The sequence below is a fragment of the Micromonospora sp. WMMD734 genome (assembly GCF_049178975.1).
Classification (GTDB): domain Bacteria; phylum Actinomycetota; class Actinomycetes; order Mycobacteriales; family Micromonosporaceae; genus Micromonospora; species Micromonospora wenchangensis.
Window position 1 is genome coordinate 1,055,443 of sequence record NZ_JBMHMK010000001.1, and the last position, 15,264, is coordinate 1,070,706.

Below are 15,264 nucleotides of genomic sequence, written 5' to 3' on the forward strand. Positions count from 1 at the left end.
CGGTGGGCGGCGGTGGGACGACCGCCGTCGGCGAAAACGTCGGATGTCTCTATATTGGTGGGGGTCGCCGCCGGCCGCCCCAGCCGCAGCGGCCGGGACGACGCGCGACCGGCCGGCCGGAGGGGGACGTGATGGCACTGACCGACGACGCGATCGCCAAGATCCGGAGCATGGTCCAGAGCGGTGAGCTGCCGCCGGGTGCCCGGCTGCCACCCGAGCCGCAACTCGCCGAGCAGATGGGCCTGTCGCGCAGCGGGGTCCGGGAGGCGGTGAAGGTCCTCGAGTCGGCCCGGGTGCTCGACGTCCGCCGCGGCGACGGGACGTACGTCACCAGCCTCGCCCCCCGGCTGCTGCTGGAGGGGCTGGGGGTCGCGGTGGAGTTGCTGCGCGACGACACCCTGCTGGAGGTGATGGAGGTGCGCCGGCTGCTGGAACCGATGGCCACCGGGCTGGCGGCGCTGCGGATGACCGAGGCCCAGCTCGACGACCTCGGCGGCATTCTGGAGGAGATGCGGGCGGCGGCCGACGACGCCGAGAAGCTGATCCGGTTCGACACGGCGTTCCACCACACCGTCGTCGCCACCACCGGCAACGAGACCCTCACCTCGCTGCTGGACGGGTTGTCCAGCCGTACCCTGCGGGCCCGGGTGTGGCGCGGGCTGATCGAGGGCAACTCGGCGCACACCACCATCGAGGAGCACCACGCGATCTACCGCGCGCTGCGTTCGCGTGACCAACTGCTCGCCCAGGCGAGCGCGTTGATGCACGTCAACACGTCGGAGGCGTGGCTGCGTACGGTGCTGGCCGCCAACGCGGGGCCCGCCTGACCCGGCCGGCGTCACGCCGGCCCCGCCGGGTGGGTCGCGCCGACCCGGTCGGCCAGCCCGTAGGTGCGCACGGCGGTGCCGGCGAGGATCTCCCGGTGTTCCCGCTCCGGCAGCGGCGGCAACGCGGCCGTCAACGCCCGCAGCACCCCGGCGTAGTCCGACCGGAGCAGGCAGACCGGCCAGTCCGAGCCGAACATCAGCCGCTGCGCGCCGAACTCGGCGACGGCCACCGCGACGAACGGCCGCAGGTCGTCAGGTGTCCACTCCGGGGCGGCCTCGGTGACCAGGCCGGACAGCTTCGCGGTGACGTTGGGGTTGGCGGCGAGCGCGGCCAGCGGGCCACGCCAGCTGCGTAGCCCCGCGTCGCCCGCCTCGATGCGGGGCTTGCCCAGGTGGTCCAGGACGAACCGCAACCCCGGCACCGCACGGGCCGCCCGCGCCGCCGCCGGGAGCTGGTCGGCGCGGATCACCAGGTCGAACGCGAGCCCGGCGTCGGCGAGCGCGGCGAGCCCGCGACGGACGTCGGGCCGGTCCAGGTAGTCCGGGTCCGGCTCGCCCTGCACCTGGGAGCGCACCCCGGCCAGGTACTCGCCGCCGCGTAGCCGGCGGTAGCGGGCCACGGTGGCGGGCAGGTCGTCGGCGGCGACGTCGAGCCAGGCCACCACCGCCAGGATCGGCGCGGTGTCGGCGGCGTAGCCGAGGAACTCGGCGGCCTCGTCGCGATGGCAGCGCCCGCCCTCGACCAGCACGGTGCCGGTGACCCCGGCGGCGGCGAGCTCGGTGGTCAGGTCCGCCGGGGTGAACGGCCGCCGGATGGCCGCCAGTCCGGGCGCGTCCAGCCAGGTGTACCCGCGTTCGGGCCGCCACAGGTGGTGGTGCGCGTCGATGATCACGGCGTCACCGGGCCCGGGGTGGTGGCGGCGTCGGCCCACTGCGGGCCGTCCGGGAACCGGTACGCGGCCAGGGACTCCGGCCGGATCTGCCCGCTCATGCCCGGCGCGGTGGGGGCCAGGTAGCGTCCGCCGGTGACCCGGACCGGGTCGACGAAGTGGTCGTGCAGGTGGTCGACGTACTCGATGGCCCGGTCCTCGGTGCTGCCGCTGACCGCGACGAAGTCGAACATCGCCAGGTGCTGCACCAGTTCGCACAGCCCCACCCCACCGGCGTGCGGGCAGACCGGCACCCCGTACCGTGCGGCGAGCAGCAGGATCGCCAGGTTCTCGTTGACCCCGGCGACCCGGCAGGCGTCGATCTGCACCACGTCGACGGCGTCGGCCTGGAGCAGCTGTTTGAACACCACCGCGTTGTGCACGTGTTCGCCGGTGGCGACCCGGATCGGGCTGAGCGCCTTGCGGACGGCGGCGTGCCCGAGGACGTCGTCAGGCGACGTCGGCTCCTCGATCCAGTACGGGTCGAACGCGGCCAGCTCCCGCATCCACCCGATCGCCTCGGGCACCCCCCAGATCTGGTTGGCGTCGACCGCGAGGCGGACCTGCGGCCCGACGGCCTGCCGGGCGATGCCCATCCGGCGTACGTCGTCGGCCAGGTCGCCGCCGACCTTGAGTTTGATCAGCCGGTAGCCGTCGCGGACCGCCTCCGCGCAGAGCCGTGCCAGCTTCCCGTCGTCGTAGCCCAACCATCCCGGCGTGGTGGTGTACGCGGGGTAGCCCTCGGCGCGTAGCCGCCGTTCCCGTTCGGCCCGGCCGTCGGCGGCCCGCCGCAACAGGGTCAGCGCCTCGTCCTCGGTGAGGGCGTCGCGCAGGTAGCGGAAGTCGACCTGCGCGACTATCTGCTCCGGGCTGAGGTCGGCCAGCAGTTTCCACAGTGGCTTGCCGGCGCGGCGGGCGGCGAGGTCCCACACCGCGTTGACCAGGCCACCGGCGGCCATGTGCACGACCCCCTTGGCCGGACCGAGCCAGCGGATCTGGCTGTCCCCGACGAGCCGCCGGGCCAGCGCCCCGGGGTCGGCGGTCAACTCGTCGACCGGTTGGCCGATCACCATCGGGGCCAGCGACCGGACGGCGGCTACCTGGATCTCGGTGCCGCGTCCCACGGTGAAGACCAGCCCGTGTCCCTCGCCGCCCGCCGAGGTCCGCAGGACGACGTAGGCGGCCGAGTAGTCGGGGAACGGGTTCATCGCGTCCGACCCGTCGCGGTGCACGGAGGTGGGGAAGCGGACGTCGATGGTGTCCACCGCGGTGATGCGCTCAGTCAACGGAACTCCTGGTTGAGGGGGTCGGATGCGTCGGCGGCCCGCCTCGTGGGCGGGTCGCGCGGGGTCCGGCCGGTGGGCCGGTCAGGTCTGCGCCTTGCCACCGGTGATGCGGGAGACCACCAGGGCGACCAGGATGACCGCGCCGTTGAGGAAGTTCGTCCACTGTGCGGGCACCCCGGCCAGGGTCAACACGTTGATGATCAGGAAGAGCAGCAGGACGCCGGTGAACGCGCCGAAGACACTGCCCCGGCCGCCGTTGAGGCTGACCCCGCCGATCACCGCCGCCGCGAACACCTGGAAGATCGCGCCGTCGCCCTGGGCCGCCGGCACCGCCGCCAGCCGGCCGCTGATCAGCAGGCCGGCCAGGGCGGCGAGCACGCTGGCCACGACCAGCGCGACCCACAGCACCCGGTCGGTGCGGATGCCGGCGGCGCGGGCCGCGTCGGCGTTGCCGCCGATGGCGTACAGGGCGCGGCCGGCGCGGGTGTGGCCGAGCACGACGATGCCGGCGGCGAACAGCAGCAGCGACACCCAGATCGAGGCCGGCACCCCGAGCCAGCTCGTCGAGCCGAGGTACGTCATCGAGCCGGGCAGCGCGAAGAAGGTCTGCCCGCCGGAGATGCCGGTGAGCAGACCCCGCAGGATGATCAGCATGCCCAGCGTGACGATGAAGCCGTTGAGGCCGAACCGGACGATGAGCAGCCCGTTGAACGCCCCGACCAGCGCCCCGACCAGCAGCGCCACCGGCACCGCCCAGGCGTCCGGGAGCAGGCCGAGCCCCAGCCCCCGGGTCAGCTCCGGGTCGACGACCAGCCAGGCGGCGATGCCCGGGGCGAGCCCGAAGGTGGACTCCAGCGACAGGTCCATCTTGCCGGTGATCAGCACGATGGTCTGGGCCAGCACCAGGATCGCGATCTCCGACATGCTCTGCAGCACGTTGAGGATGTTGTCGGTGCTGAGGAAGACCGGGCTGATGATCCACCCGACGATCGCCACCGCGACGATCGCCGGCACCAGCGCCAGGTCACGCAGCCGGGCGACGGCCAGGCGCCGCGACGACGGGCGGGTCGGCGGGGGTGCCGACGCCGGCACCGTGCCGGTGGACAGCGTGTCAGACATGGTGGAGGTCCACCCCTTCCATGGCGGCTACCAGATCGTTGTCGCTCCAGCCGCGGGCCATCTCGGCGACCACCCGGCCCTGGAACATCACCAGCACCCGGTCGCAGATGCGCAGGTCGTCCAGCTCGTCGGAGACCACCAGCACGGCGGTGCCCCGGCGGCGGACATCCTCGACGACACCGAGCAGGGTCTGCTTGGACCGCACGTCGACCCCGGCGGTGGGCGTGATCAGCACCAGCAGCCGGGGATCGTTGGCCAACGCCCGACCCATCACGACCTTTTGCTGGTTACCGCCGGACAGGTCGGCCACCGGCGTCTGCGGCCCGGCCGCCTTGATCGTCAGCGCGGCGATCGTCTCGCGGGCCAGGGCGTCCCGGCGGGCCCGGGAGACGAGTCCGTAGCGCCCGACCCGCTGCGGCACGGTCATCGTGACGTTCTCCGCGATCGACAGCGCCGGCACCAGGCCCTCCCGGTGCCGGTCCTGCGGCACCAGCCCCACGCCGGCGGCGAGGGCGTCGGGCACGCTGCCCGGCCGCAGCACCCGACCGGCCAGGGCGACCGACCCGGCCACCGGGCGGGTCAGACCGACGACCGCCTCGGCGACCTCGACCTTGCCGCTGCCGCCACCACCGGCGATGCCGACCACCTCGCCCGCCCGAGCCCGCACCGACAGCCGGGCCCCGGACGCGGTGACCAGGTCCCGCACCGCCAGCAGCACCGGCGCGTCGGACGCCGGCGGCCGGTGGTCGGCCGCCGGCATGCTCACGTCCTCCCCGGTCATCGCGGCGACCAGCGCCTGCCGGCTCAACCCGGCGACCGGGGCGGTGCGGATGTGCCGGGCGTCGCGGAAGACCGTCACCCGGTCGCACAGGTCGTAGATCTCCTGGAGGTGGTGGCTGATGAACAGGAACGTCACCCCCTGCGCGCGCAGGTCCCGGATGCGGGTGAACAGCCGGTCGATGCCGGCGGCGTCGAGCTGGGCTGTCGGTTCGTCCAGGACGATGAACCGGGCACCGAAGGACAACGCGCGGGCGATCTCCACGAACTGCCGCTGCTCGACCGAGAGCGTCGCGGCCGGCTGGCGGACGTCGACGTCGACCGACCACTGCGCCAGCAGGTGCTGCGCCTCCCGCCGCAGGCTCGACCAGCGGATCAGGCCGGCCCGGGAGCGGGCGTGCCGGTTGAGGAACAGGTTCTCCGCCACGGTGAGGGTGGGGATGATCGTCGACTTCTGGTAGACGCAGGCGACCCGCTGCCGCCAGGCGTTCCGGTCGGCCAGCGGCGGCGCGGGACGGCCGCCGAAGGCGACCACCCCGTCGTCGGCGGCCAGCAACCCGGTCAGGATGCCGACCAGCGTCGACTTGCCCGCGCCGTTGCGGCCCACCAGCGCGTGCACCTCGCCGCGCCGGACCGTGATCCCCGCTGCGGACAGGGCGAGCGTGGAGCCGAAGCGCTTGGTGATGTCGACCGCCTCGACGACCGGTGGGTCGACGTCGGCCGGTGCGCCCTCGGGGTGGTACGGGGCGGTGGTCATCCCTGTCGGCCCCACAGCGAGGGGTCGTCGTACCGCACCGTGGGTTGACCGGCGACCGGTGCGCCGTCCAGGGTCACCAGGGGTGCCGGGAGCTGGTCCTCCAGCAGGCCGTCGCGTACCTGGATGATGGTGCTGCCGTGGTCGGTGGGGCCGGGTCGGAACGTCTTTCCCTCGATCGCCGCCTTGGCGTACTCCAGCCCGTAGCGGGCGTACAGGTCGGCGGGCTGGCTGACGGTGGCGTCGATCAGGCCGTCGCCGATGTTCTTCAGCTCCTCGGGGATGCCGTCGTTGGACACCACGAAGACGTGCTTCGGGTCGGTCGGTGGCACCTGCAGGCCGCGCTGCTTGAGGATCTGCAGGGTGCCCGACAGCGCGAACGACGACTGCATGTAGACACCCCGGACGTCCGGGTCGGACGCGAAGCGGGTCTGCAACTTCGACGCCGCGACGTCGGCCTTCCAGTCGGTCGCCTCCCCGAAGACCTTGATCCCGGGGAACTCCTTGGCCATGCACTCGCTGAACGCCTCGGTGCGGTCCCGGCCGTTGATGGAGTCCAGGCCGCCCTGGAGCATGACGACCTTGCCCCGGCCACCGAGCTTGCTGCCCAGGAACTGGCAGGCCTTCGTCCCGTACGCCCGGTTGTCGGCGCGGACCACCATGAACACCGTGCCGGTGTCGGGCCGGGTGTCGATGGTGACCACGGGGATCTTGCGGCTCTCCAGCTGGGCCAGGGTCGGCGCGATCGCGGCGGTGTCCTGCGGGGCCATCACCACCCCCTTGACGCCCTGGCTGATGAAGGTCTGGGTGTTCGAGATGAGGTTGGCGATGTCGTTCTGCGAGTTGGTGGTCTTGAGGTCGATCCCCAACTGCCCGGCGGACTGCGGCACGTACCTGATGTAGGAGTTCCAGAAGTCGGTGTCCGAGCGGGGGTAGTCGACCCCGATGAGCGGCTTGCCGCCGCCCGCGCCGGTCCCGGCCCCCCGGTCACCGCAGCCGGCGGTGAGGGCGGCCGTCGCGCCGAGCAGCACCGTCAGCCCCGCGCTCACCAGACGTCCGTGGTTCATCGTGTTCGCTCCGTTTCTGCGGGAGTGGCCCGGCGGGTCCGGCCGCCGCCGGATGCCGGGTGCGGGGACGGGACACGGAGACCCTCCGTGGGTGGGAGGTGGGGTGGTGCCGGCATGCACGGTCGAGACATCAGACGTTAGAGTTTCCATTGTGTAACGTCAATGCCTTGACATCGGCTTCCACGTGCGGCCAGGGATGGCTTGTCGGGGGCTGGCACCCGCGCTGCGGCGGTAGACGTCGTACCAATGCCGCGTCCGCTCGGACGCCCTCGGCTCCGGTGTGCCACGGATGGTGGCGGAGGTGGCCGCGCCCCGATGAACGTTACCGCGAAATCAGTAGTTTTCCGGCGTGTCGTCCGCGCCTCTGCCGCCCGGTCGGCTGCCGCGCCACGGGTCTAAGAGATTTCCCATTTGCATTGGCCAGCATCGATTCCGATCGCCGCACAGGGCGGCCGGTCAGAACAGGAGCGGCCCATGTCCGTACGACAGTCCACCGACGACACCGCCATCCACCAGGTCGGCCTCCTGACCGCCGGGCCGGACGGCTGGCGGACGAGCCTGCTGGACCACCTCCCACCGCGCGACCGGCGGCTGTTCCACCGGTTCGGCCAGGGGCCCCGGGTGCCCGCCCCCGAGCTGCGCATCCACCAGGCGTTCGCCAGGTGGGCCGCCACCACGCCGGACGCCGTCGCCGCCGAGCACCTCGGGGTACGGATCGGCTACCGCGAACTGGACCGCCAGGCCAACCGGCTCGCCGCCCACCTCGTCGCCCTCGGCGTGCGCACCGGCGACACCGTGGGCGTGTTCACCAGCCGGTCGCTGCCGATGCTGGTCGGCATCCTGGCCACCCTCAAGGCCGGGGCGGCCTACGTACCGCAGGACGTCCGGATCGCCCCCGCCGCGCAGTTGCGCCAGGTCGCCTCGACCGCCCGCTGCCGGGTGCTGCTCACCACCGCGGCCACCCTGGACGCGGTGCCGGAGCTGCCCGGTGTGCCCCGGCTCGCGGTCGACGAGCTGATGGCCGAGCCGCTGCCACCCGGCGGGCACCTCACCGCCCCCGTCCCGGACCGTCCGGTACGCGCCGACGACGGCTGCTACGTGCTGTTCACCTCGGGTACCACGGGCACCCCCAACGGCGTCACCGTCACCCACGGCAACGTCGCCAACATCCTGCTCACCGCCCCGGGCGACCTGGGGATACGGCCCGGACAGACGGTCGCCCAACTGCTCAACATCGCCTTCGACATGGCCGCCTGGGAGATCCTCGGCTGCCTCGCCAACGGCGGCACCCTGCTCGTGCGCGACGGGGACCTCACCGCCACCGCCGCCCGGGCCGACGTGGTGGTCGCCACCCCCTCGGTGCTCGCCCGGATCGACCCGGACCGGTGCGCCGGGGTGCGGGTGGTCGCGGTGGCGGGGGAGCCCTGCCCGCGTCCGCTGGCCGACCGGTGGGCCGCCGGCCGGGTGTTCTACAACTGCTGCGGGCCGACCGAGACCACCATCGTCAACACCATGCACCGGCACCGGCCGGGTGCGCCGCTGACCATCGGCCGACCGACCCCGAACAACACCGTCTACGTCCTCGACGCCGACGGACGGCCCTGCCGCATCGGTGAGGTGGGCGAGATGTGGGCCGGTGGCGACTGCGTCTCCGCCGGCTACCTGGACAACGACGCGCTCAACGCCGAGCGGTACGCCCCGGACCCGTTCCTCGGCGGCGACCGGCTGATGTTCCGTACCCGTGACCGGGGCCGCTGGCGCGCGGACGGTGAGCTGGAGCATCTCGGCCGCACCGACGACCAGGTGAAGGTCAGGGGTTTCCGGGTGGAGCTGGACGCGGTCTCCACCGTGCTGGAGACGGTGCCGGGCTGCCGGCGTGCGGTCACCCTGCGGGTCACCGACCGGGACCTGGTCTCCTTCGTCGCCCCCGCCGAGCTGGACCCGCAGCGGTGCCGGGAGGCGGTGGCCGCGGCGCTGCCCTACTACTGCGTGCCGGCGGCCGTGCACCCGCTGCCGGAACTGCCGATGACCGGCCGGGGCAAGGTCGACCGGGACGCGTTGCACCGGCTCGCCCTCGACCTGCGGTGGCAGTGGGCCCACGTCGAGGAGGCGGCGGCGTGAGCACGACCGGTCTGCGACCCGCGTCGACGCCGCCGCGCACCGGCCCGGCGGGTGTCCCCGACGACACGCTTCCCCCGCCGGTGTCGACGCTGCGCCGGGTGCTGGCCCATCCCCGGTTCATGCACCACCACCGGCTCGTCGCGGCGGTGCTCGCCGGCAACACCGCGCTACTGGCGTACGGGCTGGCCGCCGGCTGGTGGCCCGGCCCCGGGGCCGCCGATGCGCTGGGAGCCGCCGCGCTGGGCAACGTCGCGCTGGCCGTGCTGATCCGCCAGCAGTACGTGATCAATCTGCTGTTCCGGCTGGCCACCCGGGCACCCACCAGCTGGCCGCTGCGGGTGCGGGCCACGTTGGGCAAGGTCTACCACTTCGGTGGGCTGCACGTCGGCGCGGCGCTGGCCGGCACCGCCTGGTTCCTCGCCCAGCTCGGCGCGTTGACCGTGCGCGGCGGCCCGGCGGGGGCACTGGTCACCGGGTACGCCGTGGCCGTCCTGCTGCTGGCCGTCGTCGGCACCGCGCTGCCACCGGTGCGGTCCCGCCGGCACGACCTGTTCGAGCGCACCCACCGCCTCGGCGGCTGGGCGGCCATGCTGCTGCTCTGGGCGCAGGCCGGTTTCCTGGCCGGCGGGCCGGCCGCGCTGGCCACCTCCCCGCCGGGCGGGGTGCTCGCGGTGCTGACCGTCAGCATCGCCCTGCCCTGGCTGCGGCTGCGCCGGGTGCCGGTGCTGGTGCAGCGTCCGTCCTCGCACGTGGCGCTGGTCCACTTCGACCACGGGGTGACGCCGTTCCCCGGCTCGTCCACCGCGGTCAGCCGCAGCCCGCTGTGGGAGTGGCACTCCTTCGCCAACGTGCCGGCGCCGGGACGTAGCGGGTTCCGGTTGACCGTGAGCCGGGCCGGTGACTGGACCGGCCGGTTCGTCGACGACCCGCCGCGCCGGGTCTGGGTGAAGGGGATCAGCACCGCCGGGGTGGCCAACATCGAGACGCTGTTCCGCCGGGTGCTGTACGTGGCGACCGGCAGCGGGATCGGCCCGGTGCTGCCGCACCTGCTGGCCGGGCAGGTGCCGGCGAACCTGGTCTGGGTGGCCCGCCGGCACCGGGAGACCTTCGGCGACGACCTGGTCGACGAGATCCTCGCCCACCAGCCCGACGCGTTGCTGTGGGACACCGCCCGCGACGGCAAGCCCGACATGCTGCGGCTGGCCTGGCAGGCGTGCCGCCGGTACGACGCCGAGGCGGTCATCTGCATCTCGAACCGCCCACTGACCTGGCAGGTGGTGCGGGGCATGGAGGAACGCGGGGTGCCCGCGTACGGCGCGATCTGGGATTCCTGAGGAGAGGGAGGCGACGATGAGGGTCACCGTGGAGAAGGATGACCGGGTGGTCACGGTGCGGTTGTGCCGGCCCGAGGCGCGCAACGCGCTGGACACGGCGCTGCTGACCGAACTGGTCGAGACGCTGCGCCCGTTGGACCGCGACCCGGGGGTGGGCTGTTTCGTGCTCACCGGCTCGGACGAGGTCTTCGCGGCCGGGGCGGACATCCGGGAGATGGCCGGGAAGTCCTTCCTGGACGTGGCGTTGGACGACCACTTCGCCGGTTGGGACGCGTTCGCCGCGCTGCGTACCCCGAAGATCGCGGCGGTGGCCGGTTACGCCCTCGGCGGCGGGTGCGAGCTGGCGATGATGTGTGACCTGATCTTCGCGGCGGACAACGCCCGGTTCGGGCAGCCGGAGCTGCGGCTGGGGGTGATGCCCGGCATCGGCGGCACCCAGCGGCTGACCCGGCTGATCGGCCCGGCCAGGGCGATGGACCTGGTGCTCACCGGTCGGCAGCTCGACGCGGCGCAGGCGTACCGGTGGGGCCTGGTGTCCCGGGTGGTGCCGACGGACCGGCTGCTGGCCGAGGCGAAGGCCGCGGCGGCGGTGGTGGCCGGGTATCCGAAGCTCGCGACGATGCTGGCCCGGGAGGCGGTCCGCCAGGCCGAGGAAGTGGGGGTGCAGGCCGGGGTGCTGTTCGAGCGGCGGGCCTTCCACGCCCTGTTCGCCACCGAGGACCAGCGCGAGGGGATGGCCGCCTTCCTGGAGAAACGCCAGGCCCGGTTCGTGGGCCGCTGAGCCACCGCGCCGCCCGGGGCCCGTCGGGTCCCGGGCGGCCGGCTCACAGGGCGCCGATCTGGTAGCCGAGGCCGTGCACGGTGCGCACCACCCGGTCGCCGAGCTTGCGCCGCAGGTAGTGCACGTACGTGTCGACCACCGCCTCGGTGCGGTCCGCGCCGAACACGTGTCCGCGGAGCTGGCTGCGGCTGTGCACCATCCGGGGTTGGCTGGCGAGCAGCCGGATCAGCTCGAACTCCCGGCCGCTGAGCGTCACCTCCCGCCCGTCGGGCAGCCGTACCCCGCGCTGGGCCAGGTCGAGCTGACCGGCCCCGATGGGAATCAGTTCGGCCCCGTCGAAGCGGCGGCGGGTCAACGCCCGGACCCGGGCCATCAGCTCGGTCACCTCGAACGGTTTGGGCAGGTAGTCGTCGGCGCCCGCGTCGAGGCCCCGGATGCGTTCGTCGAGGTCGCCGAGCGCGCTGAGCATCAGCACCCGGGCGGCGACGGAGCGTCGCCGCAGCCGGACGAGCAGGTCGACCCCGTCGATGGCGGGCAGCCGCCGGTCCAACATGATCACCTGGTAGGGGCCGCGCAGCGCCAGGTGCAGACCCCGCTGACCGTCGCGGGCCAGGTCGATCGGGTACCCCGCCCGACGGAACAGCTCGACCAGCATGTCGGCCAGTTCCGCGTCGTCCTCGACCAGGAGCAACGGGCCGTGCGCCGGGGGTGACGGGTCGGTCATCCGTTCATGGTCGCACCGAAACGGCAGAAGGTTGACCGGTGGAATTTCTCGCCAGTCAGAATCTGCTGGTCGCGCGTTCCCCGCCCGCCCGGTCCCGGCCCGCCCACCAGCGCAGGGGCCACCGGCCGCCGACCGGGTCGCCGTCCGTCGGTGGGCCACCGGCCCGCCCCGGGTCGGCCACCGGCAGCCGTACGGTGAAGGTGGCGCCCGCCCCGGGCCGGCCGGTGGCGCTGATCGTGCCGCCGTGCGCGGTGACCACCTCGCGGACCAGCGCCAGCCCGAGCCCGGCCCGGCGGTCCCCGGCGTCGGGCCCCCGGTGGAACCGGTCGAAGATCCGGCCGGCGTACCGGGGGTCGAATCCCCGGCCGGAGTCGCTGACCAGCAGCTCGATCCGGTCCGCGCCGGCCGGGCGTAACCGCACCTGCACCCGCCCGCCGGCCGGCGTGTGGTGCAGGGCGTTCGCCAGCAGTTCCGCCACCACCCGGTGCAGTGCGGGCCCGACACCGTGCACCGGCACCGGGTGGTCCGCGCCGGTCACCCCGAGCGTCACCCCGAGGGCGGCGGCGCGCGGCGCGTCGGCCCCGATCGCCTCGACGACCAGCGCGGCGAGGTCGACTGTGGCCGGCGGCCGGGTCATCGCCGCCGGGTCGGCCAGCCGGGCCGACAGGAGCAACTCGTCGACGATCTCCCCGAGCCGCCTGGTGGTGTGCAGCAGCCGGTCCAGATCCTGCCGGTCCGCGTCGTGCGCCGCGCCGGTCGTCCGCTGGGCCAGCAACTGGGCCGCCGTGTGCACCCGGGTGATCGGGGCGCGCAGCTCGTGGCTCGCGTCGGCGACGAAGCGGCGTTGCCGGTCGAGCGCCTCGGCCAGCGGCAGCACCGACCGGCGACGTAGCCGCAGGTCGGTCGCGGTCGCCGCGACCAGGACGGCCAGCGCGGCGGTCGACACCGCCCACAGCAGGTAACGCCGTTCGGCGAGTTGGAAGCGGGCGTCGAAGACCACCTGGACGACCTCGCCGTCGCGCCACTGGGTACGCAGGTGGTAGACGGTGCCGTTGCGGGCGACCTGCCCGACCTGGGGGCGGCCGGTGCGGGCCACGGTGTGGATCGCCCCGTGTTCCGGGAACCCGGCCGGCGGCGCGCCACCGTGACCGGTGTCGCTCGCGCCGCCGAAGATCCAGGTGCAGCCGGACGGGTCGGCCGGGCGGCCATGCACCATGGCCCAGTCCAGTTCGTGGCGGATCCGGGCCTGCTGGACGTGCACCAGGGCGGCGTAGCCGACCCCGCCGGCCACCGCCAGCAGAGCGACGACCAGCAGGCCGACGGCCAGCCCGGTCCGTGGCCGGGCGTGGGTCGCCGGCCGTGTCCGGCCGGTCAGCGGCACCGGGCCGCCGCCCCGTGCCCGCGGCTGCGACCTCGTCCACCTGCCCGGCCATTGACCCGCATTCATCGAAGATGGCACATCGCGCACCGGATCGGAAGGGATCTCCGTCGCCTGCCGGGTGGCGGAGGAGTTCCGGCGTCTCCCGAACCGGGGTACCCGGAGAGTGAGCGTTAACATCGCGGCCGTGAAGGTCGCCCCGTGGGTGGCCCCTGCCGCGCGGTGCGGACCTGGATGGGTGCCCGGACCAGCTCTTGAGCCGTCGGAAACCCTCTGGTAACATCGCCGGATCTGAATGGAACCCCTGCCGGTCCGTTCGCCCCCACCAAACCGATCATGCATGTGCCCGACTCCGCGCCGGTCGATGTGAGCGTTCACAATTGCCGGTCGTCTCCGGTTCCGTCCATGGAGCGCGGGTCGGTCAGACCACCCAGGCCCTCGGCGACGACGTCACCGGGGGCCGCCGCGCAGGGGCCACCCGTCCTCATGAAGGAGCACCCCCATGCACCTCCCGGCTGACCATCCCAGCCCGGCTCCCCGCAGTCCCGGCCGTCGGCGCTGGCTGCTGTCGGCGGCCACCGCGCTCGTGACCGCCCTGAGCGGTGGCGTCGTCGTCGCGGCCACCGAGACGGAGGCCGCCGCCGCCACGATCGACACCGGCGCGTCGTACGTGCTGGTCAACCGCAACAGCGGCAAGGCCCTCGACGTCTACAACCTGGCCACCACCGACGGGGCCCGGATCGTCCAGTGGACCCGTAACGACGGCAGCCAGCAGCAGTGGCAGTTCGTCGACTCCGGCGGCGGCTACTACCGGTTGAAGTCGAAGCTGTCCGGCAAGGTGCTCGACGTCTCCGGCAAGTCGACCGCCGACGGCGGACCGATCGTGCAGTGGACCGACAACAACGGCACCAACCAGCAGTTCAGCATCCAGGACATCGACGGCTACATCCAACTGATCAACCGGAACAGCGGTAAGGCCGTCGAGGTGCAGGGCGCGTCCACCGCCGACGGCGCCAACATCGTGCAGTACGCCGACTGGAACGGCACCAACCAGCAGTGGCAACTCGTCAAGCTCGGTGGCACCACCACCCCGCCGCCCACGACCCCGCCGCCGAGCGGCAACTGCACGCTGCCGTCGTCGTACCGGTGGTCGTCGACGGGTCCGCTGGCCACCCCGAAGTCGGGCTGGGTGTCGCTGAAGGACTTCACCGTCGCCCCGTACAACGGCAAGCAGCTCGTCTACGCCACCACGCACGACTTCGGCAGCTCGTGGGGGTCGATGAACTTCGGCCTGGTCGACAACCTCAACCAGCTCGGCTCGGCGTCGCAGAACACCATGAGCCAGGGCACCGTCGCGCCGTCGCTGTTCTACTTCGCACCGAAGAACATCTGGGTGCTCGCCTACCAGTGGGGCGGCGCGGCGTTCTCCTACCGCACGTCGACCGACCCGACCAACCCGAACGGTTGGGGCCCCGCCCAGACGATGTTCACCGGCAGCATCTCCGGCTCCGGCACCGGCCCGATCGACCAGGCCCTGATCGCCGACAGTCAGAACATGTACCTGTTCTTCGCCGGTGACAACGGCAAGATCTACCGGGCCAGCATGCCGATCGGGAACTTCCCCGGCAACTTCGGCTCCAGCTACACGACCATCATGAGCGACACCTCGGAAAACCTGTTCGAGGCGCCGCAGGTCTACAAGGTCGCGGGCCAGAACCAGTACCTGATGATCGTCGAGGCCCGGACCAGCTCCTGGGAGCGCTACTTCCGCTCGTTCACGGCGACCAGCCTGAACGGCACCTGGACGCCGAACGCGGCGACCTACAACAACCCGTTCGCGGGCAAGGTCAACAGCGGTGCCACCTGGACCAACGACATCAGCCACGGCGAGCTGCTGCGCACCAGCGCCGACCAGACCATGACCATCGACCCGTGCAACCTGCAACTGCTCTACCAGGGCCGGTCGCCCAGCTCCGACGGCGTCGACTACGGCCTGCTGCCCTACCGGCCGGGCCTGCTCACCCGGCAGCGCTGAGCATGCGCACACCGGCGGACCTCGGGGGTTCCTGAGGTCCGCCGGTGGCCCGGGACAGACCGGGCCACCGGAACGACCTGCGCACCACCGATCGGCAGGGCCCGCACCCCGGGCCCTGCCGATCACCGTCTA

At 73.0% G+C, this 15,264-nt stretch carries 12 protein-coding genes; 5 read left to right on the forward strand and 7 right to left on the reverse strand.

Annotated elements, in window-relative coordinates; all coding sequences use genetic code 11:
• Nucleotides 1–131 precede the first annotated feature (131 nt).
• Complete coding sequence (locus ACN267_RS04635) at nucleotides 132–827, forward strand: FadR/GntR family transcriptional regulator (protein WP_204961764.1); 696 nt, start codon at nucleotides 132–134, stop codon at nucleotides 825–827.
• Nucleotides 828–838: 11 nt separating this feature from the next.
• Here the strand turns inward: ACN267_RS04635 and ACN267_RS04640 are convergent, their stop codons facing one another.
• The 5 genes from ACN267_RS04640 to ACN267_RS04660 all read right to left on the reverse strand — a co-directional run bounded on the left by ACN267_RS04640 (nucleotide 839) and on the right by ACN267_RS04660 (nucleotide 6,759).
• Nucleotides 839–1,720, reverse strand: coding sequence for an amidohydrolase family protein (locus ACN267_RS04640; protein ID WP_421488012.1), 882 nt, complete (start codon nucleotides 1,718–1,720; stop codon nucleotides 839–841).
• Nucleotides 1,717–3,042 carry an enolase C-terminal domain-like protein gene (locus tag ACN267_RS04645; protein ID WP_204961766.1) on the reverse strand — a complete coding sequence of 442 codons (1,326 nt, stop codon included), beginning with the start codon at nucleotides 3,040–3,042 and terminating at the stop codon, nucleotides 1,717–1,719. The genes ACN267_RS04640 and ACN267_RS04645 overlap by 4 nt, the downstream gene beginning before the upstream one ends.
• Before the next feature lie 81 nt (nucleotides 3,043–3,123).
• Entirely contained in the window at nucleotides 3,124–4,161 is a 1,038-nt protein-coding gene (locus tag ACN267_RS04650; RefSeq protein WP_421488013.1) for an ABC transporter permease, read from the reverse strand.
• Nucleotides 4,154–5,695, reverse strand: coding sequence for a sugar ABC transporter ATP-binding protein (locus tag ACN267_RS04655; protein ID WP_204961768.1), 1,542 nt, complete (start codon nucleotides 5,693–5,695; stop codon nucleotides 4,154–4,156). The genes ACN267_RS04650 and ACN267_RS04655 overlap by 8 nt, the downstream gene beginning before the upstream one ends.
• Nucleotides 5,692–6,759 carry a sugar ABC transporter substrate-binding protein gene (locus ACN267_RS04660; RefSeq protein ID WP_204961769.1) on the reverse strand — a complete coding sequence of 356 codons (1,068 nt, stop codon included), beginning with the start codon at nucleotides 6,757–6,759 and terminating at the stop codon, nucleotides 5,692–5,694. Before ACN267_RS04660 ends, ACN267_RS04655 begins: the two co-directional genes overlap by 4 nt.
• Nucleotides 6,760–7,233: 474 nt before the next feature.
• On the opposite strand from ACN267_RS04660, the gene ACN267_RS04665 reads away from it, so the two are divergent.
• Genes ACN267_RS04665 through ACN267_RS04675 form a run of 3 tightly spaced genes read left to right on the forward strand, consistent with a single transcriptional unit; the run spans nucleotide 7,234 to nucleotide 10,995 of the window.
• The gene (locus ACN267_RS04665) at nucleotides 7,234–8,880 is read left to right on the forward strand and encodes an amino acid adenylation domain-containing protein (protein WP_204961770.1); all 1,647 of its coding nucleotides are present in this window, start codon (nucleotides 7,234–7,236) and stop codon (nucleotides 8,878–8,880) included.
• Nucleotides 8,877–10,214, forward strand: coding sequence for a hypothetical protein (locus tag ACN267_RS04670; protein ID WP_421488014.1), 1,338 nt, complete (start codon nucleotides 8,877–8,879; stop codon nucleotides 10,212–10,214). The genes ACN267_RS04665 and ACN267_RS04670 overlap by 4 nt, the downstream gene beginning before the upstream one ends.
• Before the next feature lie 16 nt (nucleotides 10,215–10,230).
• Nucleotides 10,231–10,995 (forward strand): enoyl-CoA hydratase-related protein, encoded by a 765-nt coding sequence (locus ACN267_RS04675; protein ID WP_281896238.1) that lies wholly within the window; start codon nucleotides 10,231–10,233, stop codon nucleotides 10,993–10,995.
• Nucleotides 10,996–11,038: 43 nt separating this feature from the next.
• On the opposite strand, the gene ACN267_RS04680 is transcribed toward ACN267_RS04675, so the two are convergent.
• Together ACN267_RS04680 and ACN267_RS04685 are read right to left on the reverse strand one after the other, a co-directional pair.
• The gene (locus tag ACN267_RS04680) at nucleotides 11,039–11,719 is read right to left on the reverse strand and encodes a response regulator transcription factor (RefSeq protein ID WP_204961772.1); all 681 of its coding nucleotides are present in this window, start codon (nucleotides 11,717–11,719) and stop codon (nucleotides 11,039–11,041) included.
• Nucleotides 11,720–11,774: 55 nt separating this feature from the next.
• Entirely contained in the window at nucleotides 11,775–13,100 is a 1,326-nt protein-coding gene (locus tag ACN267_RS04685) for a sensor histidine kinase (protein ID WP_281896239.1), read from the reverse strand.
• Between the two features lie 499 nt (nucleotides 13,101–13,599).
• Between ACN267_RS04685 and ACN267_RS04690 the strand changes: the two genes are divergently transcribed.
• Nucleotides 13,600–15,132 carry a non-reducing end alpha-L-arabinofuranosidase family hydrolase gene (locus tag ACN267_RS04690; RefSeq protein ID WP_281896243.1) on the forward strand — a complete coding sequence of 511 codons (1,533 nt, stop codon included), beginning with the start codon at nucleotides 13,600–13,602 and terminating at the stop codon, nucleotides 15,130–15,132.
• The last annotated feature ends 132 nt before the right edge of the window (nucleotides 15,133–15,264 follow it).

Bases quoted from the DNA above. Each gene is read 5' to 3' on its own strand.
- ACN267_RS04690 (WP_281896243.1), top strand. From the start codon at position 13,600: ATGCACCTCCCGGCTGACCATCCCAGCCCGGCTCCCCGCAGTCCCGGC.
- ACN267_RS04655 (WP_204961768.1), bottom strand. From the start codon at position 5,695: ATGACCACCGCCCCGTACCACCCCGAGGGCGCACCGGCCGACGTCGAC.
- ACN267_RS04680 (WP_204961772.1), bottom strand. From the start codon at position 11,719: ATGACCGACCCGTCACCCCCGGCGCACGGCCCGTTGCTCCTGGTCGAG.
- ACN267_RS04650 (WP_421488013.1), bottom strand. From the start codon at position 4,161: ATGTCTGACACGCTGTCCACCGGCACGGTGCCGGCGTCGGCACCCCCG.
- ACN267_RS04635 (WP_204961764.1), top strand. From the start codon at position 132: ATGGCACTGACCGACGACGCGATCGCCAAGATCCGGAGCATGGTCCAG.
- ACN267_RS04665 (WP_204961770.1), top strand. From the start codon at position 7,234: ATGTCCGTACGACAGTCCACCGACGACACCGCCATCCACCAGGTCGGC.
- ACN267_RS04660 (WP_204961769.1), bottom strand. From the start codon at position 6,759: ATGAACCACGGACGTCTGGTGAGCGCGGGGCTGACGGTGCTGCTCGGC.
- ACN267_RS04675 (WP_281896238.1), top strand. From the start codon at position 10,231: ATGAGGGTCACCGTGGAGAAGGATGACCGGGTGGTCACGGTGCGGTTG.